Source organism: Streptomyces sp. SM11, from assembly GCF_002910905.1.
In the GTDB taxonomy this organism is placed as follows: domain Bacteria; phylum Actinomycetota; class Actinomycetes; order Streptomycetales; family Streptomycetaceae; genus Streptomyces.
Genome location: NZ_NEUE01000242.1, coordinates 1 through 15,496, shown reverse-complemented (window position 1 = coordinate 15,496; position 15,496 = coordinate 1). Strand labels below are relative to the sequence as shown.

The window sequence follows — 15,496 nt, the reverse complement described above, 5'->3', positions numbered from 1 at the left end:
AGCCTTGATCCACCGAAGTGGTTTGAGTGTGATCTTCTGATCGGTTTCTGGGCCGGTTCGGGTCGGTGGCTGGGTATGGGCAGGTTGTATCCGCTGGTTTGCCCAGCTTTTCCACGGTGTGGTTCCGGTCGGGCCCTTGCGGGCGGGTGGACGGGGGCTGTTCGTGTCAGCCGGGTGGCCCGTGGGCGGTGTCGAGCAGGTGTGTCCAGGCGTGCTGCCAGGGCCAGTTGCGTGGCAGGTGCAGGGTGATGCGCCGTGCTGAGCGGGCGATCCGGGCCGGAACGTGGACGAGGTGGGTGCGGATCGTGGTGGTGGTGGCCCTGGCGTGGAACGTGGAGGCCAGCGCGCCGGCGGCCCGCAGCAGGTTGTAGGTCATCGCCCACAGCGTGAGCCAGGCGGCGTTGGCGTTGAAGTTTCCGGACGGAAGGTGGGCCAGAGCCCCGGCTTTGCTGTCGGCGATGACCTGCTCGATGACGGCGTGGTGACGGTGTTCCTGCTCGGCCTGGAGCGTCGGGGCGGGCTGGTCGGTGAAGAACGGGTGGTAGCGCCAGACGGGAAACAACTCGCCCTGTTCGCCCACAACGGCGGGTTTGGCCAGGTCACGGACCCGGCGCACGATCAGCCGGGCGGTGACCCGTTCGCTCTTCTTGCGGCCGGTGAACGCGGTGTAGGCGGGTATCTCGGCGACTTCGGCGTTGGAGATGAGTTCGCCGGTCTCCGGGTCGGGCACCGCGGTGGGGTAGGTGATCTGCTGCCATGCCCCGTCGGGAATGCCCAGGACGGCCCGTTTGATGGAGGGGTTCATCCCGCAGGTGATCGAAAAGCGGGCTCCGGCCCGGCGGCAGGCGGCGATCACCCCGCCGTTGTAGAACTGCGAGTCCGCTCGCAGGATCCGGGTGCCGGTGCAGCCCGCCTCGGCGGCGGTGGCGAGTGCCTCGCTGACGAATTTCGGGGCTCCACGGGAATCGGCTGCCTTGCCGCGGCGCATCCGTACTGCGGCGATCACCGGGCGCGACTGTGGGGTGCAGATCGTGGCGAGCAGGGGGTGCATGGTGCGGATGCCCTTGAACCGGCCGTACTCGGCGCCCTGCTTGGCCCGGCCGTAGACCCGTTTGTGGGTGGAGTCGACGTCGATGAACGCCGTCGTGCCGGAGCCGGGCAGCAGGGGGGTGTGGGCGGCCAGACCGGCGAGGAACCTGCGGTGGACGGCGTGGAGTTGGAGTGCGTGGCCGTGGGTGAACGCGCGGAGGAACGTGCCCAGCGTGGACGGCGCGCGGATCCCCCGGAACAGGGCCGGCATCGCACCGTGCCGCAGCACGTGGAGGTCGTCGATACTGTCCGCCCCCGCCGCCATGCCGGCCACGATGCTGCTGACCTTGGCACCCGCCGCGGCCCCCGCGCCGTTCGCTGTCCCGGTCAGCCTCACCTTCTGGGCCACCAGACGCGAAAGACCACACCGCTCGGCCAGCCGCATCACCGGAACCAGCCCGGCCAGCGCGACCAGATTCGGATCATCGAACGCAGCGGAGACCGCCGCCGGCGTATGGGAAACTTGCATCTCGGAAGTGCCTTGCCGATCGTGCGTGCTGGAAGCCTGAAGAACTCCCATCATCACAGGTCACAAGGCACTTCCTCGTTTCCGGAAGAGTCATCCACAGACATCACGTCGGTGGATCAAGGCTTAGGGTGTGCCTCATGTTCCGTCTTGAGACAGAAGTAGACAGAGAACGTCGCATTCTGCTGAGCGGGCGTCTGCACCAGGACAACATCGCGGCCGCGGCCGGTCTGCGTGCGCTGCTCTCCACTTCCGCCGAGCACGAAGTCCCGCTGGAGGTGTGGGCGTTGGACGAGTACGGGGCGCTGGCCGGCGGGCTGACCGGGCGGACGTGGGCGTACTGGCTGCATGTCGATCTGCTCTGGGTCGACGCCCCGCACCGGGGCTCCGGCCTCGGCGCACACCTGCTCGCCGAGGCCGAACGGACCGCCCGCACCGAGCGCGCCTGCACCCGCTCACGGCTGGAGACCTGGGACTTCCAGGCCCCCGGCTTCTACCGCAAGCAGGGGTACGAGGAGATCGGCCGGGTCGCGGACTACCCGCCGGGCGTCACCGAGTTCATCCTGGTCAAGGACCTGTGAACGCGGTACCCGGGTCGCTCAGCGCAGTCGGCGCGCTCCGGCCGACGGGATGGCGGCGAAGATCCCCGGGGCCGCGTGTCCGGCCGCCGCGAACGCCTCGCTGACGGCCTTGGCCACCGCGCTCGCAACCGCCTCCTCCACCAGGACGACCGCCGAGCCGCCGAAGCCGCCGCCGGTCATCCGCGCACCGAGCGCCCCGGCCGCGCTCGCAGCCTCGACCACCAGGTCCAACTCGGGGCAGGAGACCCGCAGATCGTCGCGGAGCGAGCGGTGGCCCTCGTTCAGGACGGGGCCCGCGGCCCGGGCGTCGCCCGCGTCGAGCAGGGCGACGACCTGCTCGACCCGGCGGTTGTCGCCGACGACATGGCGTACGCAGCGGATCACGGACTCGTCCGCCCCGGCGTCGGCGAGGGTGGCGAGCGCCGTGTCGAGGTTCGCGTACGGCAGGTCGCGCAGCGTCGGTATGCCGAGCAGCCGGGCGCCCTCCTCGCAGCCGGCCCGGCGCTCCGCGTACGCGCCGTCGCCGAGCGCGTGCTTGACCCGGGTGTCGACGACCAGGAGCGTCAGACCCTGGGAGGCCAGGTCGAAGGGGACCTGGCGCAGGGAGAGGTCGCGGGTGTCCAGGTGGAGGGCGTGGCCCTCGGTGCAGCAGGCCGAGGCCATCTGGTCCATGATCCCGCAGGGCACGCCGACGAAGTCGTTCTCGGCGCGGCGGCCGGTCACGGCGAGTTCGGCCGCCGCGAGGCCCAGGCCGAAGAGGTCGTCGAGGGCGAGCGCGGTGACGACTTCGAGGGCGGCGGAGGAGGAGAGTCCGGCGCCGGTGGGCACGGTGGAGGTCAGCGCGATGTCCGCCCCGGTGACCGGGTGGCCGGCCTCGCGCAGCGCCCAGACGACACCCGCCGGGTAGGCGGCCCAGCCGTGGCCGGAGTGCGGGGTGAGTTCGTCGACGCGGAGGGAGACGACGCCGCCGGGTACGTCGGAGGAGTACAGCCGAAGGACGCCGTCGTCGCGGCGGGAGACCGCCGCACGGGCGGTGTGCGGGAGGGCGAGCGGCATGACGAAGCCGTCGTTGAAGTCGGTGTACTCGCCGATGAGGTTCACTCGTCCGGGTGCCGCCCAGATGCCGTCGGGCTCGGCCCCGTACAGCTCGGTGAAGGTGGCGGCGGGGTCGCTCCCGTGCCGCCCGGCAGCGGTCGTGGACGGCTCGGTGGTCTCGGTCATGGCGTGGTCGTTTCCTCTCGGCGGGCGAACTGCCAGGCGTCGGCGATGATTCCGGCCAGGTCGGCGCGGGACGGCTGCCAGCCGAGGCGCTCGACGGCGGTGGCGGCGGAGGCGACGAGGACGGCCGGGTCGCCGCCGCGGCGGGGGGCGGCGGTCTCGGGAACCGCGTGGCCGGTGACCTTGCGGACGGTCTCGATGACCTCGCGGACCGAGAAGCCGTTGCCGTTGCCGAGGTTGCAGATCAGGTGCTCGCCGGGGGCGGCGGCCGCCAGGGCCAGCAGGTGGGCGTCGGCGAGGTCGGCGACGTGGATGTAGTCGCGGACGCAGGTACCGTCGGGGGTGGGGTAGTCGTCGCCGTAGACGGAGATCGACTCGCGCTGCCCCAGGGCCACTTGGAGGACCAGCGGGATGAGGTGGGTCTCGGGCGCGTGGCGTTCGCCGCAACTGCCGTAGGCCCCGGCCACGTTGAAGTAGCGGAGCGAGACCGCGGCCAGGCCGTGGGCGGTGGCCTCGCCGCCGATCATGTGGTCGACGGCGACCTTGGACGCGCCGTAGGGGCTGGTGGGGGCGGTGGGGTCGGTCTCGGTGATGGGGCTGGAGACCGGTTCGCCGTAGGTGGCGGCGGTGGAGGAGAAGACGAGGGTGCGCACGCCGTGCTCGCGCATCGCGGCGAGCAGGGCGGTGGTGCCGCCGACGTTGTTGACCCAGTACTTCTCCGGGTCGGCGACGGATTCGCCGACCTGGGAGAACGCGGCGAAGTGCAGGACGCCGTCGTAGGAGGGGTCCAGGTGGCGGGCGGCGTCCTGGATGCGGCCCTCGATGAACGCGGCGCCGGCCGGGACGCCGGCGCGGAAGCCGGTGGAGAGGTCGTCCAGCACGGTCACCGTGTGCCCGGCCTCCAGCAGGTGCTGGGCGACGACGCTCCCGACGTATCCGGCGCCGCCGGTGACCAGGTACTTCTTCGGGTTGCTCACGTTTCGGGGGTTGCTCACTTGCTCGCTACCTCTCGCAGTCGCTCGGCCGCGGCCTCCGGCGGCACGTCGTTGATGAACACGCTCATGCCGGACTCGGACCCCGCGAGGAACTTCAGCTTGCCGGAGGTCCGGCGAATGGTGAAAAGCTCCAGATGCAGGGCGAGGTCCTCCCGTCCGGGAACCCCGAACGGCGCCTGGTGCCAGGCGGAGACGTACGGCGTCGGCGGTTCGCCGGGTCCGAAGATCCGGTCGAAGCGCCTCAAGAGTTCCAGATAGACCTGTGGGAACTCCCGCCGCGCCTCCTCGTCCAGTTCCCGCAGGTCGGGGACGCGGTGGCGGGGGTGGAGGTGGACCTCGTAGGGCCAGTGGGCCGCGTACGGGACGTAGGCGATCCAGTGGTCGGTCGCGAGGACGATCCGGGAGCCGCCCTTCTCCTCGTCGGCGACCACGTCGTCGAAGAGGCTGCGGCCGGTCTCCTCGCGGTGCCGGGCGGCCGAGCGGAGCATCAGCTCGGTGCGCGGGGTGACGAAGGGGTAGCCGTAGATCTGACCGTGGGGGTGGCCGAGGGTGACACCGATCTCGGCGCCGCGGTTCTCGAAGCAGAAGACCTGGGTGACCTGGCCGAGTGCGGCGAGGGCGGCGGTGCGGTCGGTCCAGGCGGCGAGGACGAGGGCGGCCTGCTCCTCGGTGAGGTCGGCGAAGGACGCGTCGTGGTCGGAGGTGAAGCAGACGACCTCGCAGCGGCCGGAGTCGCCGCCCAGGGAGGGGAAGCGGTTCTCGAAGACCGCGACGTCGTAGTGGTCGTCGGGGATCTCGCTCTGCCGTCCCTCCCGGGTGGGGCAGAGCGGGCAGGCGTCCGCCGGCGGGTGGTAGGTGCGGGCCTGGCGGTGCGAGGCGATGGCGACGGCGTCGCCGAGCAGCGGATCGCGGCGGATCTCGGACGAGGTCGAGACGGGATCCAGGGGGCGACGGTCGACGGCGTCGCGGACGGTGTCGTCCGCGGCGTCGTAATAGATCAGTTCACGGCCGTCGGCGAGGGTCGTAACCGTCTTCTTCACCAGGGTCCTCCACCAGATCCTCCCAACATAACCGCGCATAACAAATCACAATCGAACACCTCCGTCAATGATTCGACCACCGTCGCCCTCTCCACCACGCTGAAGCCCGATGCGGGAGTCTCCGGACCGGAGCTCGGGTCCGCGACCGCGGCCCGCCTCTTCGCCATCCGGCGGACCATCGGCGGCCTGTTCGTGGTCTACGGGGTGATCGTCACCATCGCCGGCATCAGCCCGCCCGACGCCGGCCCGCCCGGGCCGGAGCCCGTCCGCCACGTCCCGCGCAGGCCGCACGTCACCCGGTCCGCCCGGGGACATACGGCCCCTGCGGTATGCCGCCGTCCCTCGCGACCCTCTCCAGCAGCCCCGTACGGGCCGCGAACGCGGACGCCTCCAGGCGGGAGCCGACCCCGAGCTTCATCAGGACCCGCTGGACATGGGTGCGGGCGGTGCTCGGGGCGATGCCCATGCCGGCCGCGATCAGCCGGGTGTCCTCGCCCTCGGCGACCCGCACCAGCACCTCCGCCTCGCGCGGGGTGAGTATCCGCAGCAGCCGCCGCCCCTCGTCGTCGGGCTGGGCCACCGGGTCGAGCAGCTCGGCGAAGGCCCCCCGCAGCAGCTGCGGGGCGATGGCGCACTCCCCCGCCCGCGCCTTGAGCATGGCCCGCTCGACGCCCTCGATGCGCTCGTCGTGCCGGACGTACCCCGCGGCCCCGGCGGCGAACGCCGCGGCGATCCCGCGCGGGCTGGGCACCGGCCCGAGGACCACCACCGCCACCTGCGGGCGCTCCTGGCCGATGCGCACGATCGGGTCGAAGGCCCCGGGGGCGGCGGGCGAGGCCGTACCGAACAGGCAGACCTCCGGGGCCCTGCTGACCACCAGTTCCGCGGTCCCGGACGTCGGCGCGGCCGCCGCGAGCACCCGGTGCCCGCGCAGTTTCAGCGCCGAGGCGAGTGCCTCGGCGAGCAGACGGTGATCGTCGACCACCATGAGCCGCACGCCCATCGGTCCTCAGCCCCCAAAGCCCTGTTCGCCCGGCCCCCCGGACTCCTGCCCCGGCAAGGTACACGCTTGTTCGCCACAGCGCGGCCCTTCCGTGGGAGAAGCCCCCCGGAATGCCTAATTCTGTGCGATTCGGGGCTCGTTGACCGGCTGCCGGCGATCGGCTCGGCGGTGGAAAACGATCGGCCCTGCCGGTCGGTGATCGACCGGCAGGGCCTGGAGGGTGTCTCGCGCTGCTCGCGGAGGTGAGCGGTGGTCAGTCGGTGCGGTAGCCGACGACGAGGTAGAGCTTGTCGTCGGCGTCGACGACGGTGCGCTTGCTGACCCGGCGCTTCGACTTGAAGAAGTGACCGTCGGAGTACAGGAGTTCGGAGTGGTCGGCGGAGAACCGCCGCTCCGCCTCACGGACCGCCTCGCTGTTCGGGTTCTCCATCAGCAGGGTCTGCTTGAAGGTCTCGCCGTCGATGGAGACGATCTGGCCGCCCTTGTCGTAGGGGGGCTCCTTGTACGCGATGATGTTGGTGCCGTCCATGCGGAGCGGGACCAGGCTGTAGCGGTCACCCGCGTCGGCCCGGCCGCCGAGGAGCTTCCCGGTGGTCAGGTCGAAGGCGACGACCTCGTTGGTCTTGCCGTACTCACTGGCCCCGTCGTGCTTCTCGGTCGGCAGGTAGAGCCGGTTGTTGCCGACGGCCAGGCTCTGGCAGCGCTCGACCTCGGTGGAGCCGCAGCGGGCCGCGTACTGCTCGGCGTCGGCGGGGATGCGCACGATCAGCTTGCCGGTCGCCGCGTCGATCGAGAAGAAGTCGGAGATGCTGCTGCCGTCGCCAGCGGTGTCGCCGACGTCGGCCGCGACCACCAGCGGCTTGGTGGAGACGATGCTCGCGTAGTCGACGCCCGCGGGCATCTGGTACGAGGACAGCGGGGCGCCGGTCGTCGGGTTCAGCGCCTGAACGGTGAGCTGCGTGCTGTCGGACGTACCGCACTTGCGGACCACGGCGAGGGCTTCGCCGCCCCCGTAGCCACGGTCGTAGCAGCCGTTCGAGTCGACCTTCGGCTTCCACAGCTCGGCGCCGTCGTCCAGCTTGAAGGCCGCGCCGCCCGAGGTGCCGCCTGCGGCGACGGTGGTGCCGCTGAGCGTGACCTCGTCGAAGCGGACCTGCTTGTCACCGCCGGTGGCGGAGGTGATGCCCTTGCTCCACACCAGCTTGCCGGCGGCCATGTCGATCGCGCCGACCTGGTTGCACGACGGGTACTTGTTCTCCTTGGTCGCCTTCGTCTCCTCGAAGACGATGGCCGTCCTGTAGTCCTCGCTCATGTGCCGGGAGGCGGCGCAGACCTCGCCGGGCAGCGGAACGGACCAGAGCTTGGTGCCCTTGTCGCGGTCGTAGGCGGTGATCTCGGCGACGCCGGACTTCACGTACGCCTTGTCGGTGATCCAGGAGCCCATGACCGTGGTGATGTCGGTGACCACCGGCTCAGGGAGCTGGAAGGCGACCTTGGACTTGGTGTTGGCGGGTGCCTTCTCGTCGCCGCCGGCCAGGCCGCCGCCCTCGCCGCCCTTGGCCTCGCCGCCGGTGGAGCCGGACGAGGAGGCCTCGTCCTTGCCGCTGTTGTCGTCGTCGCCGGTGGAGGCGTAGATGACCCCGCCGCCGATGATCAGGACCACGGCGACGGCCGCAGCGACGATGATCTGCATCTGGGTGGTGAACTTCTTGCCGCCGTTGCCGGCCGGCTGCGGAGCACCGTACTGCGGCTGGGTCGGGTAGCCGTAGCCCTGCTGCGGCATCCCGGGCTGCCCGGGCTGCCCCGGCTGACCGGCGGGCCCCGGCGGGAAGCCGTACCCCTGCTGCGGGGCCTGGGGGTAGCCGTAGCCGTTGGGCTGCGGCGCGGGCGGGGTGGGGTGGCCGCCCGGCGACGGGGGCGGCGGGGTGCCGTAGCCCCCGTAGGGCGCTTCCTGCGGCGCGGCGGGCGGCTGCTGCGGCTGCTTGCCGAAGGGGTCCGCGGGCGGCGGGGTCGGCTGGCCGAACCCTCCGGGCGGCGGGTCCTGCGGCGCGCCGAAGCCACCGGAGGGCGGCCCGGCCGGCGGACCGGCGGGCGGCGGGGGCGTGTCCGGCGTGCCCGGGGGCGTGTTCGGCGGCTCGTTGGACGGCTGCTGCGGTGGCTGGGTCATGGAGTGCGTACCTCGGGAGACGAGTGGGAGTGGGGGCGCGTGGAGCCTGGAGGGGCGGGCTGCTGTCGGAGGCCCGGGCGAGCCCTCACTTCTCGAACACCAGCAGCGTCGTCTGCTCCAGCTCTGCCTTGTCGTTGCTCGCACTCACGCGCTTGCTGAAGATGAAGGAACGGCCACCCTGGTAGACGACCCTGGAGGAGAAGAAGCCGTTCTCGATGCGGCCGACGGACTCCGGGTGCTGGAGCAGCGTCTTGGGGATGCCGCCGGTCGGCGGGAGGGTCACGAGTGCGCCTGCGGCGTCGTACTTCGGGCGCATGTAGAGCAGCACGTCACCGCCCTCCATGGCCAGCGGCTTCAGGACGCGCTCGGCCGGTGCGGGCGCCTCCCACTTGGGCTTTCCGGTGTCCAGGTCGAAGGCGATGACCTTGTTCGTCCGGGCGGTCCCGCTGGTGTCGTCCTTGGTCGCGATGTAGAAGGTGTCGGCGTCGGCCGCGACGCCACTGCACCCTTCGAGCTTCTTACCGAAGACCGCGAAGCTGCTCCCGCAGTCGGCGATGAGCGCGTCGCCCTTGGCGGGCGAGAGCTGGGAGCGGAGCTTGCCGCCGTCGGTGAGCGCGGCGATGGAGTACTGCTTCTTCTCGTCGTGCTCAAGCCTGACCACGAGCGGGGTGACCGAATAGACCCTGCTGACCTCCCAGCCGCGCGGCGGCTGGTACGTCCACTTGGGCTTGCCGGTGGCCGGGTCCAGCTCCTGGACCTGGTGCTGCGGGTTCTTGACGTCGTCGGTGCGGCAGCTGGCCGCGGCGATCAGTTTGGGTCCCCCGGCGAACGCGAAGGGCTTGCAGTTGCCCTCGGGGTTGCCGAACAGCTCCTTGCCGTCGCTGACCCGGTAGGCGTTGGAGTTGCTGGTGCGCCCCACGGTGACGGTGTCTCCGCTGATCGCCAGACCGATGTCCGACAGGAAGTCCCAGGTTCCGTTCTTCTTGATCGTCTTCTTCCAGCCGGCCTTGCCGGTGTTGAGGTCGATCATCTGGAGGACGGAGCAGTTGGCCTTGTCCGTGGTGCCGTCCTTCACCCCGATGACGATCTTGCCGTCGGCGGTGGGCGCGTGGGGCGCGGCGCACACGTCGGCGGGGAGCGGCAGGGTCCACTTCTGCTTGCCGTCGGCGACGGAGTAGCCGGAGACGCCCCGGTACATGGCCTTGGCGACCAGGTCGCCGGCGAACCAGGGGCCGTGGACGGACGCGCCGTTGCGCGGCAGGTCGACGTCGTTCTTCTGGAGCCAGGCGACCTTCGCCTCGCCCGGCTTGCGCCCGGCGTTGAGGTCGTCGTTCCCCTCACGGCCTTCGCCGTCGCCGCTGCCGTCCCCCTCGTCGACCGTCGGGGACTCGCTGGGGGGCTTGGGGTCGTTGCTGGTGCCGGCGACGGGCTTCTTCTCCTCGTCGCCGCTGTCGTTCACGAGGAACCAGGTGCCCGTACCGGCGGCCAGGACCACGGCGAGCGCCGCCGCGACGATGACGCCGGTCCTGCCCTTGAGGAACCCGCCACCGCCGGCACCCGGCCCGCCGGGGGCGCCGGGGTACTGCTGCTGCGGGTAGCCGTAGCCGGGCTGGGGCTGCTGACCGTACGGGCCGGGAGCCTGCTGCCCGTACGGACCCGGGGCCTGCTGACCGTAGGGGCCGGGCTGCTGACCGTACGGACCGGGCGCCTGGCCCGGCGCCTGGCCGGGCTGCTGCGGGTAGCCGTAGCCGGTCCCCGCCGGGGGCTGCTGCGGGTAGCCGTACGACGGGTCGCCCGGCGGGGGCGTCTGCGGCGGGCCGGCCGGGGGTGCCGGGGGCTGTGCGGGGGGCGGCCCCAGGGGCGGCTGACCGGGTGGCGTCTGCGGCGGCTTGGCCGGGTTCGACTGGTCCTGGGGCGGCTGAGGAGCTCCGTTCGGCGGCTCCTGCGGAGCCCCGAAGCCTCCCTGCGGCGGTTGCTGGCTGGGCGGCTGGCTCATCAGCACGTCCCCCTTCGTGCGGCCCGGTGCGCGATCCGGTCTCCCCCGCGATTCCGAGAGGGGTCAATTCCCCTCGGAAAGGAGCGAATCAGGCATGGCTTCCGCGGTGTTGCGACAGTCGGGCGGGGCTTCTTTCTACCACCCGCCCACCACCGGACACCGGATCGGTCCAGCCCCTGCTCCCAAGGGAGAACCGCCTTGTGATGCCGTCGTTACGCCCCGGCCGGAGGTGATGGTCAGTCACCGAAGGCGATGATCGTCCGCAGGTCCATCTCCTCCTCGTCGCTCTCCGCGCTGACGCGGCCGGTGGCGATCAGCGAGCGTCCGTCGGAATAGCGGATCGCAGGCTCGAACATGCGCTCGGCCTCCGCGGCCGACGCCGGATGCCGCAGGACCGTTCGCAGAGCGCCGCCCTGCGGTCCGAGCGCCATGATGCCGCCGCCGGTCCTCGCCTTCGAGTCCGGCGGACTGAGGTACAGCAGCACCTTGCCGTCCTCGATCCTCATCGGCTGCAGCGTCTGCGCGGCAGGCGCCGGCACCTTCCACTTGATCTTGCCGGTGTCCAGGTCGAAGGCGACGACGGCGTTGGTGAACTCGTCGCCCACATACGCGGGCTTCGTGGCGAGGTAGAGCGTCTCGGCGTCGGCGGCCGCACCGATGCAGTCGTCGAGGTTCTCGCCCTGCTCGCCGCACCGGACCTCGAAGTCCTCCTTGCCGGGAACGGGCTGAGCCCGGAAGGTGCCGTCGGTGTTCAGGAGCGCGATGGCCCACTTCGGCTCCAGCCCGTCCTGCCGCAGCGAGACGACCGGCGGGTCGACGGAGTAGAACTGGTCGATCTTCCAGCCCTTCTTGACCTTGTACGTCCACACGGTCCTGCCGGTGGCCGGGTCCATGCGCCGCACTTCCTCGTCGGGTGTGTCGTCGTCGCCCGGAGCCTTGCGGCAGTCGACCGCGGCGAGCGGGACGTCGCCGCTGGTGAAGCCGTACGGCTGGCAGAAGCCCGGCAGCCGGTCCCACAGATGCTTGCCGTCGCTGATCCGGTAGGCGTCGGTGCGGGTCGTCCGGCCGACCGTCAGGACGTCACCGTTGACCGCCATGACGATGTCCGACAGCCCGTCCTGCCCTCCGGAACGGTCGAGCGTGGCGGTCCAGCCCGTCTTGCCGGTGGCCAGGTCGATCATCTGGAGCTTCTCGCAGTCCGCACCTTCGATGGTGTTCTCCCTGATTCCGATGACGACCTTGCCGTCCGCGCTCGGCAGGGTCGGCGCGGCGCAGACGTCGGCCGGCAGGCGCAGGCTCCACTTCTGCGAGCCGTCCTCGACGGAGTAGCCGGACGCCGTGCGGTACATGGCCCTGGCCACGATGCCGCCCGTGATCCACGGACCGTGCACGGCGACGCCGGCGGGCGGCACGTCCACACTGTTCTTCTGCACCCAGCGAACCTTGGCCTCGCCGTCCTTGCGGCCCTTGTTGAGCTCCGCGGCACCCGGGGCGGGCGTCGCCTTCGGGCTCGGCTCGGCGCCGGACTGCTCGGGAGCGGCGCTCTCCTTCGCCGCGAGCTTCTTGCCGTCGGTGCCGTCATCGCCGCTCACGGCGAACCAGACACCCGTCCCGATGACGAGCACCCCGGCGAGCACGGCGGCGACGAGAGCCGCGACCCGGCCCCGCGAGCGCCCGCCGCCGCCCGGCCCGCCGGACGGCGAGGTGGGCCCGTGCTGCGGATGGCCGTACGGCACGGTGGGCGGCTGCGGGTGAGGTTGCGGGTAGCCGTACGGCGGTTGGGGCGGCTGACCGTACGGACCGGGGTGCGGCCGTGGTTGCCCGGGTTCTCCGTACAGACCGGGCCGCGGTTCGTACGGAGCGCCGAAGCTCCCCTGTTCCCCCGGGCTGCCCTGCGGCGGCGGCTGCGTCATCGGTGTGTGGTCCCCCTCGAACGTACGGTCCCTGCCATCCTGCTTCTACCACCCGCCGCACCGGCCCCTGACATCGGACCGGCACCGGCGAACGGCAGGCGGCGGCAGGCGCCCGGAGGAACCGGGTTCCGTCAGGCGTCCTCGGCCAGCTCCAGCCAGCGCATCTCCAACTCGTCGCGCTCGGTGACGAGTTCGCGCAGTTCGGCATCGAGCCCCGCGACCTTCTCGAAGTCGGTGGCGTGGTCCGCGATCTGCTTGTGCAACGCGGTCTCCCGGGTGGAGAGCTTGTCGAGCTGCCGCTCGACCTTCTGCAGCTCCTTCTTCGCGGCGCGGGCCTCCTGCGCCGAGACGGCCGGGGCCGCCGCGGGGGCGGTGGACGTACGGGGCGCGGCAGCGGCAGAGGGGGTGGACGCCTCCTCCATCCGCTGCCTGCGCTCCAGGTACTCGTCGATCCCGCGCGGCAGCATCCGCAGGGCGCGGTCGCCGAGGAGCGCCATGACCTTGTCCGTGGTCCGCTCGATGAAGAACCGGTCGTGGGAGATCACGATCATCGACCCGGGCCAGCTGTCGAGGAGGTCCTCCAGCTGGGTCAGGGTCTCGATGTCGAGGTCGTTGGTGGGCTCGTCGAGGAAGAGGACGTTGGGCTCGTCCATCAGCAGCCGCAGGATCTGGAGCCGGCGGCGCTCACCCCCGGAGAGGTCGCCGACGGGCGTCCACTGCTTCTCCTTGGTGAAACCGAACTGCTCGCAGAGCTGGCCCGCGGTCATCTCGCGGCCCTTGCCGAGGTCGACCCGGTCGCGCACCTGCTGGACGGCCTCCAGCACGCGCAGGTTCGGGTTCAGCTCGGTGACCTCCTGGGAGAGGTAGGCGAGCTTGACGGTCTTGCCGACGACGACCTTCCCGGCTGCGGGCTGCTCGTCGCCCTGGGTGCGGCAGGCCTCGGCGAGCGCGCGCAGCAGTGAGGTCTTGCCCGCGCCGTTGACGCCGACCAGGCCGATGCGGTCGCCGGGGCCGAGCTGCCAGGTGAGGTGGGTGAGGAGGGTCTTGGGCCCGGCCTGGACGGTCACGTCCTCCAGGTCGAACACGGTCTTGCCGAGGCGGGCGTTGGCGAACTTCATCAGCTCACTGGTGTCGCGCGGCGGCGGCACGTCGGCGATGAGCTCGTTGGCGGCCTCGATGCGGTAGCGCGGCTTGGAGGTACGGGCGGGAGCGCCTCGGCGCAGCCAGGCCAGCTCCTTGCGCATCAGGTTCTGCCGCTTGGACTCCTCGGTGGCGGCGATGCGTTCCCGCTCGGCGCGAGCGAACACGTAGTCGCTGTAGCCGCCCTCGTACTCGTGGACGGTGCCGCGCTGGACATCCCACATGCGGGTGCAGACCTGGTCGAGGAACCACCGGTCGTGGGTGACGCAGACGAGGGCGGAGCGCCGGGTCCGCAGATGGCCGGCCAGCCAGGAGATGCCCTCGACGTCGAGGTGGTTGGTGGGCTCGTCGAGGACGATCAGGTCCTGCTCGTCGATGAGGAGCTTGGCCAGGGCGATACGGCGGCGCTCGCCGCCGGAGAGCGGGGCGATGACGGTGTCGAGCCCGTGCTCGAAGCCGGGGAGGGCGAGGCCGCCGAAGAGCCCGGTGAGCACGTCGCGGATCTTGGCGCTGCCCGCCCACTCGTGGTCGGCGAGTTCGCCGATGACCTCCTGGCGGATGGTTTTCGCCGGGTCCAGGGAGTCGTGCTGGGTGAGGACGCCGAGACGCAGCCCGCCGTTGTGGGTGACGCGGCCGGTGTCCGCGTCCTCCAGCTTGGCGAGCATCCGGATGAGGGTCGTCTTGCCGTCGCCGTTGCGGCCTACGACACCGATCCGGTCGCCCTCGGACACCCCGAGGGATACACCGTCGAGCAGGGCACGGGTGCCGTACACCTTGCTGACCTGCTCGACATTGACCAGATTGACGGCCATTTCACTCCTGTCCAGGGGGTTGATCGACCTTCCCAGGGTACGGCGCGGCGGCGGGGGGCCAGTCGTGCGGCCTCTCCGTCCCGGCCGGCTTCCGGGCCCACGGCGGGACCGTCGGCCCGATCGGGGGTGTCGGACAACCTCACCCGGGGGTTTTGTCGATCGATGGGGGAAATCTATGGGTGCGGCACCGGTGGCCGCCACGGCGGACGACGCCGCGATGGCCCGTTCCTTCGAGGAGGCCCTGCGGATCATCGAGTCGATTCCCGAGGAGATCCTGGCCCAGGGCGAGGAGGCCACGGTGCGGTGGCTGGAGGCCCGCGGTCAGATCGCCGCCGTGCCGGACGGCGGGCAGGTGCTGTACGCGTTCAACCTGGGCGGCTGTGCCCGGGGCATCGCCCTCCCGGTCGGCTCCAACATCTTCGCCATCGCCAAGGTCTACAAGGTGAAGAAGGCCATCGACAAGCTCGGCGGCGTGAACAAGGTGATCAAGAAGATCCAGTCCAAGAAGAAGGGCAAGACCTTCAAGAAGGGGATCATGGAGGTCTTCGAGGAGGCGGGCGGCGGCATCGGTGCCATCGCCGCGGAGATCCTCGGCATCGACGGCGTCGTCAAGAACTGCTGGTAGCGGGAGAAGAGGTCTACCGATGACAGTCGTCGCGACCGTGCTGCGCTGGATCTTCCTCGTGGCCGGAGTGGGCATCCTGGCCGCCTTCCTCGTCACCGCCGTCCGGGCGCGCGTCGCGGGCACCCGCTTCGGCGAACTGGTCGACGTGATGGAGGACCGGTGGTTCACCGCGGGCCAGGTGTTCCTCGCCGTGCTGGTGGGTCTCGCCGGGTCCTGGGCCGCGGGATGGGCGGGCGGAACCCCGGCGGCCCTCACCGAGTCCGTGCCCGTCCTCTTCCCGCTGGGCATCGTCGCCGCGTTCGTCGTCCGCCGTCGCACGGAAGAGGACGGCGGCCCGTTCCGGGTGAAGCTGCTCGCCCTGGTCGCCGCACCGCTGCTGCTGGGCGGTGTGATGACGGGCTGGTGAGGCACGGGGCGGCGGTGTGACGACGGCCGGCCCGCCACGGCCGGG

The 15,496-nt window shown here is 71.3% G+C and carries 12 protein-coding genes; 3 read left to right on the top strand and 9 right to left on the bottom strand.

Translation table 11 applies throughout. The annotated features are described in order from the left end of the window. Positions 1-166 precede the first annotated feature (166 nt). Positions 167-1,558, bottom strand: coding sequence for an IS1380 family transposase (locus B9S58_RS25580; protein ID WP_103531556.1), 1,392 nt, complete (start codon positions 1,556-1,558; stop codon positions 167-169). Between the two features lie 137 nt (positions 1,559-1,695). Between B9S58_RS25580 and B9S58_RS25575 the strand changes: the two genes are divergently transcribed. Then, entirely contained in the window at positions 1,696-2,136 is a 441-nt protein-coding gene (locus tag B9S58_RS25575) for an N-acetyltransferase (protein WP_103534397.1), read from the top strand. Between the two features lie 18 nt (positions 2,137-2,154). On the opposite strand, the gene galK is transcribed toward B9S58_RS25575, so the two are convergent. From galK to B9S58_RS25535, 8 genes are all read right to left on the bottom strand, one after another. Beyond that, the gene (gene galK / locus B9S58_RS25570) at positions 2,155-3,357 is read right to left on the bottom strand and encodes a galactokinase (RefSeq protein ID WP_103534396.1); all 1,203 of its coding nucleotides are present in this window, start codon (positions 3,355-3,357) and stop codon (positions 2,155-2,157) included. Next, complete coding sequence (galE, locus tag B9S58_RS25565) at positions 3,354-4,331, bottom strand: UDP-glucose 4-epimerase GalE (protein WP_103534399.1); 978 nt, start codon at positions 4,329-4,331, stop codon at positions 3,354-3,356. Before galE ends, galK begins: the two co-directional genes overlap by 4 nt. Before the next feature lie 14 nt (positions 4,332-4,345). Next, the gene (galT, locus tag B9S58_RS25560; protein WP_103534395.1) at positions 4,346-5,389 is read right to left on the bottom strand and encodes a galactose-1-phosphate uridylyltransferase; all 1,044 of its coding nucleotides are present in this window, start codon (positions 5,387-5,389) and stop codon (positions 4,346-4,348) included. A gap of 292 nt (positions 5,390-5,681) precedes the next feature. Continuing rightward, entirely contained in the window at positions 5,682-6,392 is a 711-nt protein-coding gene (locus tag B9S58_RS25555; RefSeq protein WP_103534394.1) for a response regulator transcription factor, read from the bottom strand. 253 nt (positions 6,393-6,645) lie between these two features. Continuing rightward, complete coding sequence (locus tag B9S58_RS25550; RefSeq protein ID WP_103534393.1) at positions 6,646-8,559, bottom strand: PQQ-binding-like beta-propeller repeat protein; 1,914 nt, start codon at positions 8,557-8,559, stop codon at positions 6,646-6,648. Positions 8,560-8,644: 85 nt separating this feature from the next. Continuing rightward, positions 8,645-10,555, bottom strand: a complete 1,911-nt coding sequence (locus tag B9S58_RS25545) for a PQQ-binding-like beta-propeller repeat protein (protein WP_103534398.1) — start codon at positions 10,553-10,555, stop codon at positions 8,645-8,647. Positions 10,556-10,791: 236 nt separating this feature from the next. Further along, the gene (locus B9S58_RS25540) at positions 10,792-12,291 is read right to left on the bottom strand and encodes a PQQ-binding-like beta-propeller repeat protein (protein WP_308457922.1); all 1,500 of its coding nucleotides are present in this window, start codon (positions 12,289-12,291) and stop codon (positions 10,792-10,794) included. A gap of 308 nt (positions 12,292-12,599) precedes the next feature. Further along, complete coding sequence (locus B9S58_RS25535) at positions 12,600-14,420, bottom strand: ABC-F family ATP-binding cassette domain-containing protein (RefSeq protein ID WP_103534391.1); 1,821 nt, start codon at positions 14,418-14,420, stop codon at positions 12,600-12,602. Between the two features lie 175 nt (positions 14,421-14,595). Between B9S58_RS25535 and B9S58_RS25530 the strand changes: the two genes are divergently transcribed. Continuing rightward, complete coding sequence (locus B9S58_RS25530) at positions 14,596-15,045, top strand: hypothetical protein (protein ID WP_258045009.1); 450 nt, start codon at positions 14,596-14,598, stop codon at positions 15,043-15,045. Between the two features lie 19 nt (positions 15,046-15,064). Beyond that, the gene (locus B9S58_RS25525; RefSeq protein ID WP_103534390.1) at positions 15,065-15,451 is read left to right on the top strand and encodes a hypothetical protein; all 387 of its coding nucleotides are present in this window, start codon (positions 15,065-15,067) and stop codon (positions 15,449-15,451) included. The last annotated feature ends 45 nt before the right edge of the window (positions 15,452-15,496 follow it).

Coding starts and splice junctions, on each gene's coding strand:
- B9S58_RS25580 (WP_103531556.1), bottom strand. CDS start 1,558: ATGCAAGTTTCCCATACGCCGGCGGCGGTCTCCGCTGCGTTCGATGAT.
- B9S58_RS25535 (WP_103534391.1), bottom strand. CDS start 14,420: ATGGCCGTCAATCTGGTCAATGTCGAGCAGGTCAGCAAGGTGTACGGC.
- B9S58_RS25550 (WP_103534393.1), bottom strand. CDS start 8,559: ATGACCCAGCCACCGCAGCAGCCGTCCAACGAGCCGCCGAACACGCCC.
- B9S58_RS25530 (WP_258045009.1), top strand. CDS start 14,596: ATGGGTGCGGCACCGGTGGCCGCCACGGCGGACGACGCCGCGATGGCC.
- galK (WP_103534396.1), bottom strand. CDS start 3,357: ATGACCGAGACCACCGAGCCGTCCACGACCGCTGCCGGGCGGCACGGG.
- B9S58_RS25545 (WP_103534398.1), bottom strand. CDS start 10,555: ATGAGCCAGCCGCCCAGCCAGCAACCGCCGCAGGGAGGCTTCGGGGCT.
- B9S58_RS25525 (WP_103534390.1), top strand. CDS start 15,065: ATGACAGTCGTCGCGACCGTGCTGCGCTGGATCTTCCTCGTGGCCGGA.
- B9S58_RS25555 (WP_103534394.1), bottom strand. CDS start 6,392: ATGGGCGTGCGGCTCATGGTGGTCGACGATCACCGTCTGCTCGCCGAG.
- B9S58_RS25575 (WP_103534397.1), top strand. CDS start 1,696: ATGTTCCGTCTTGAGACAGAAGTAGACAGAGAACGTCGCATTCTGCTG.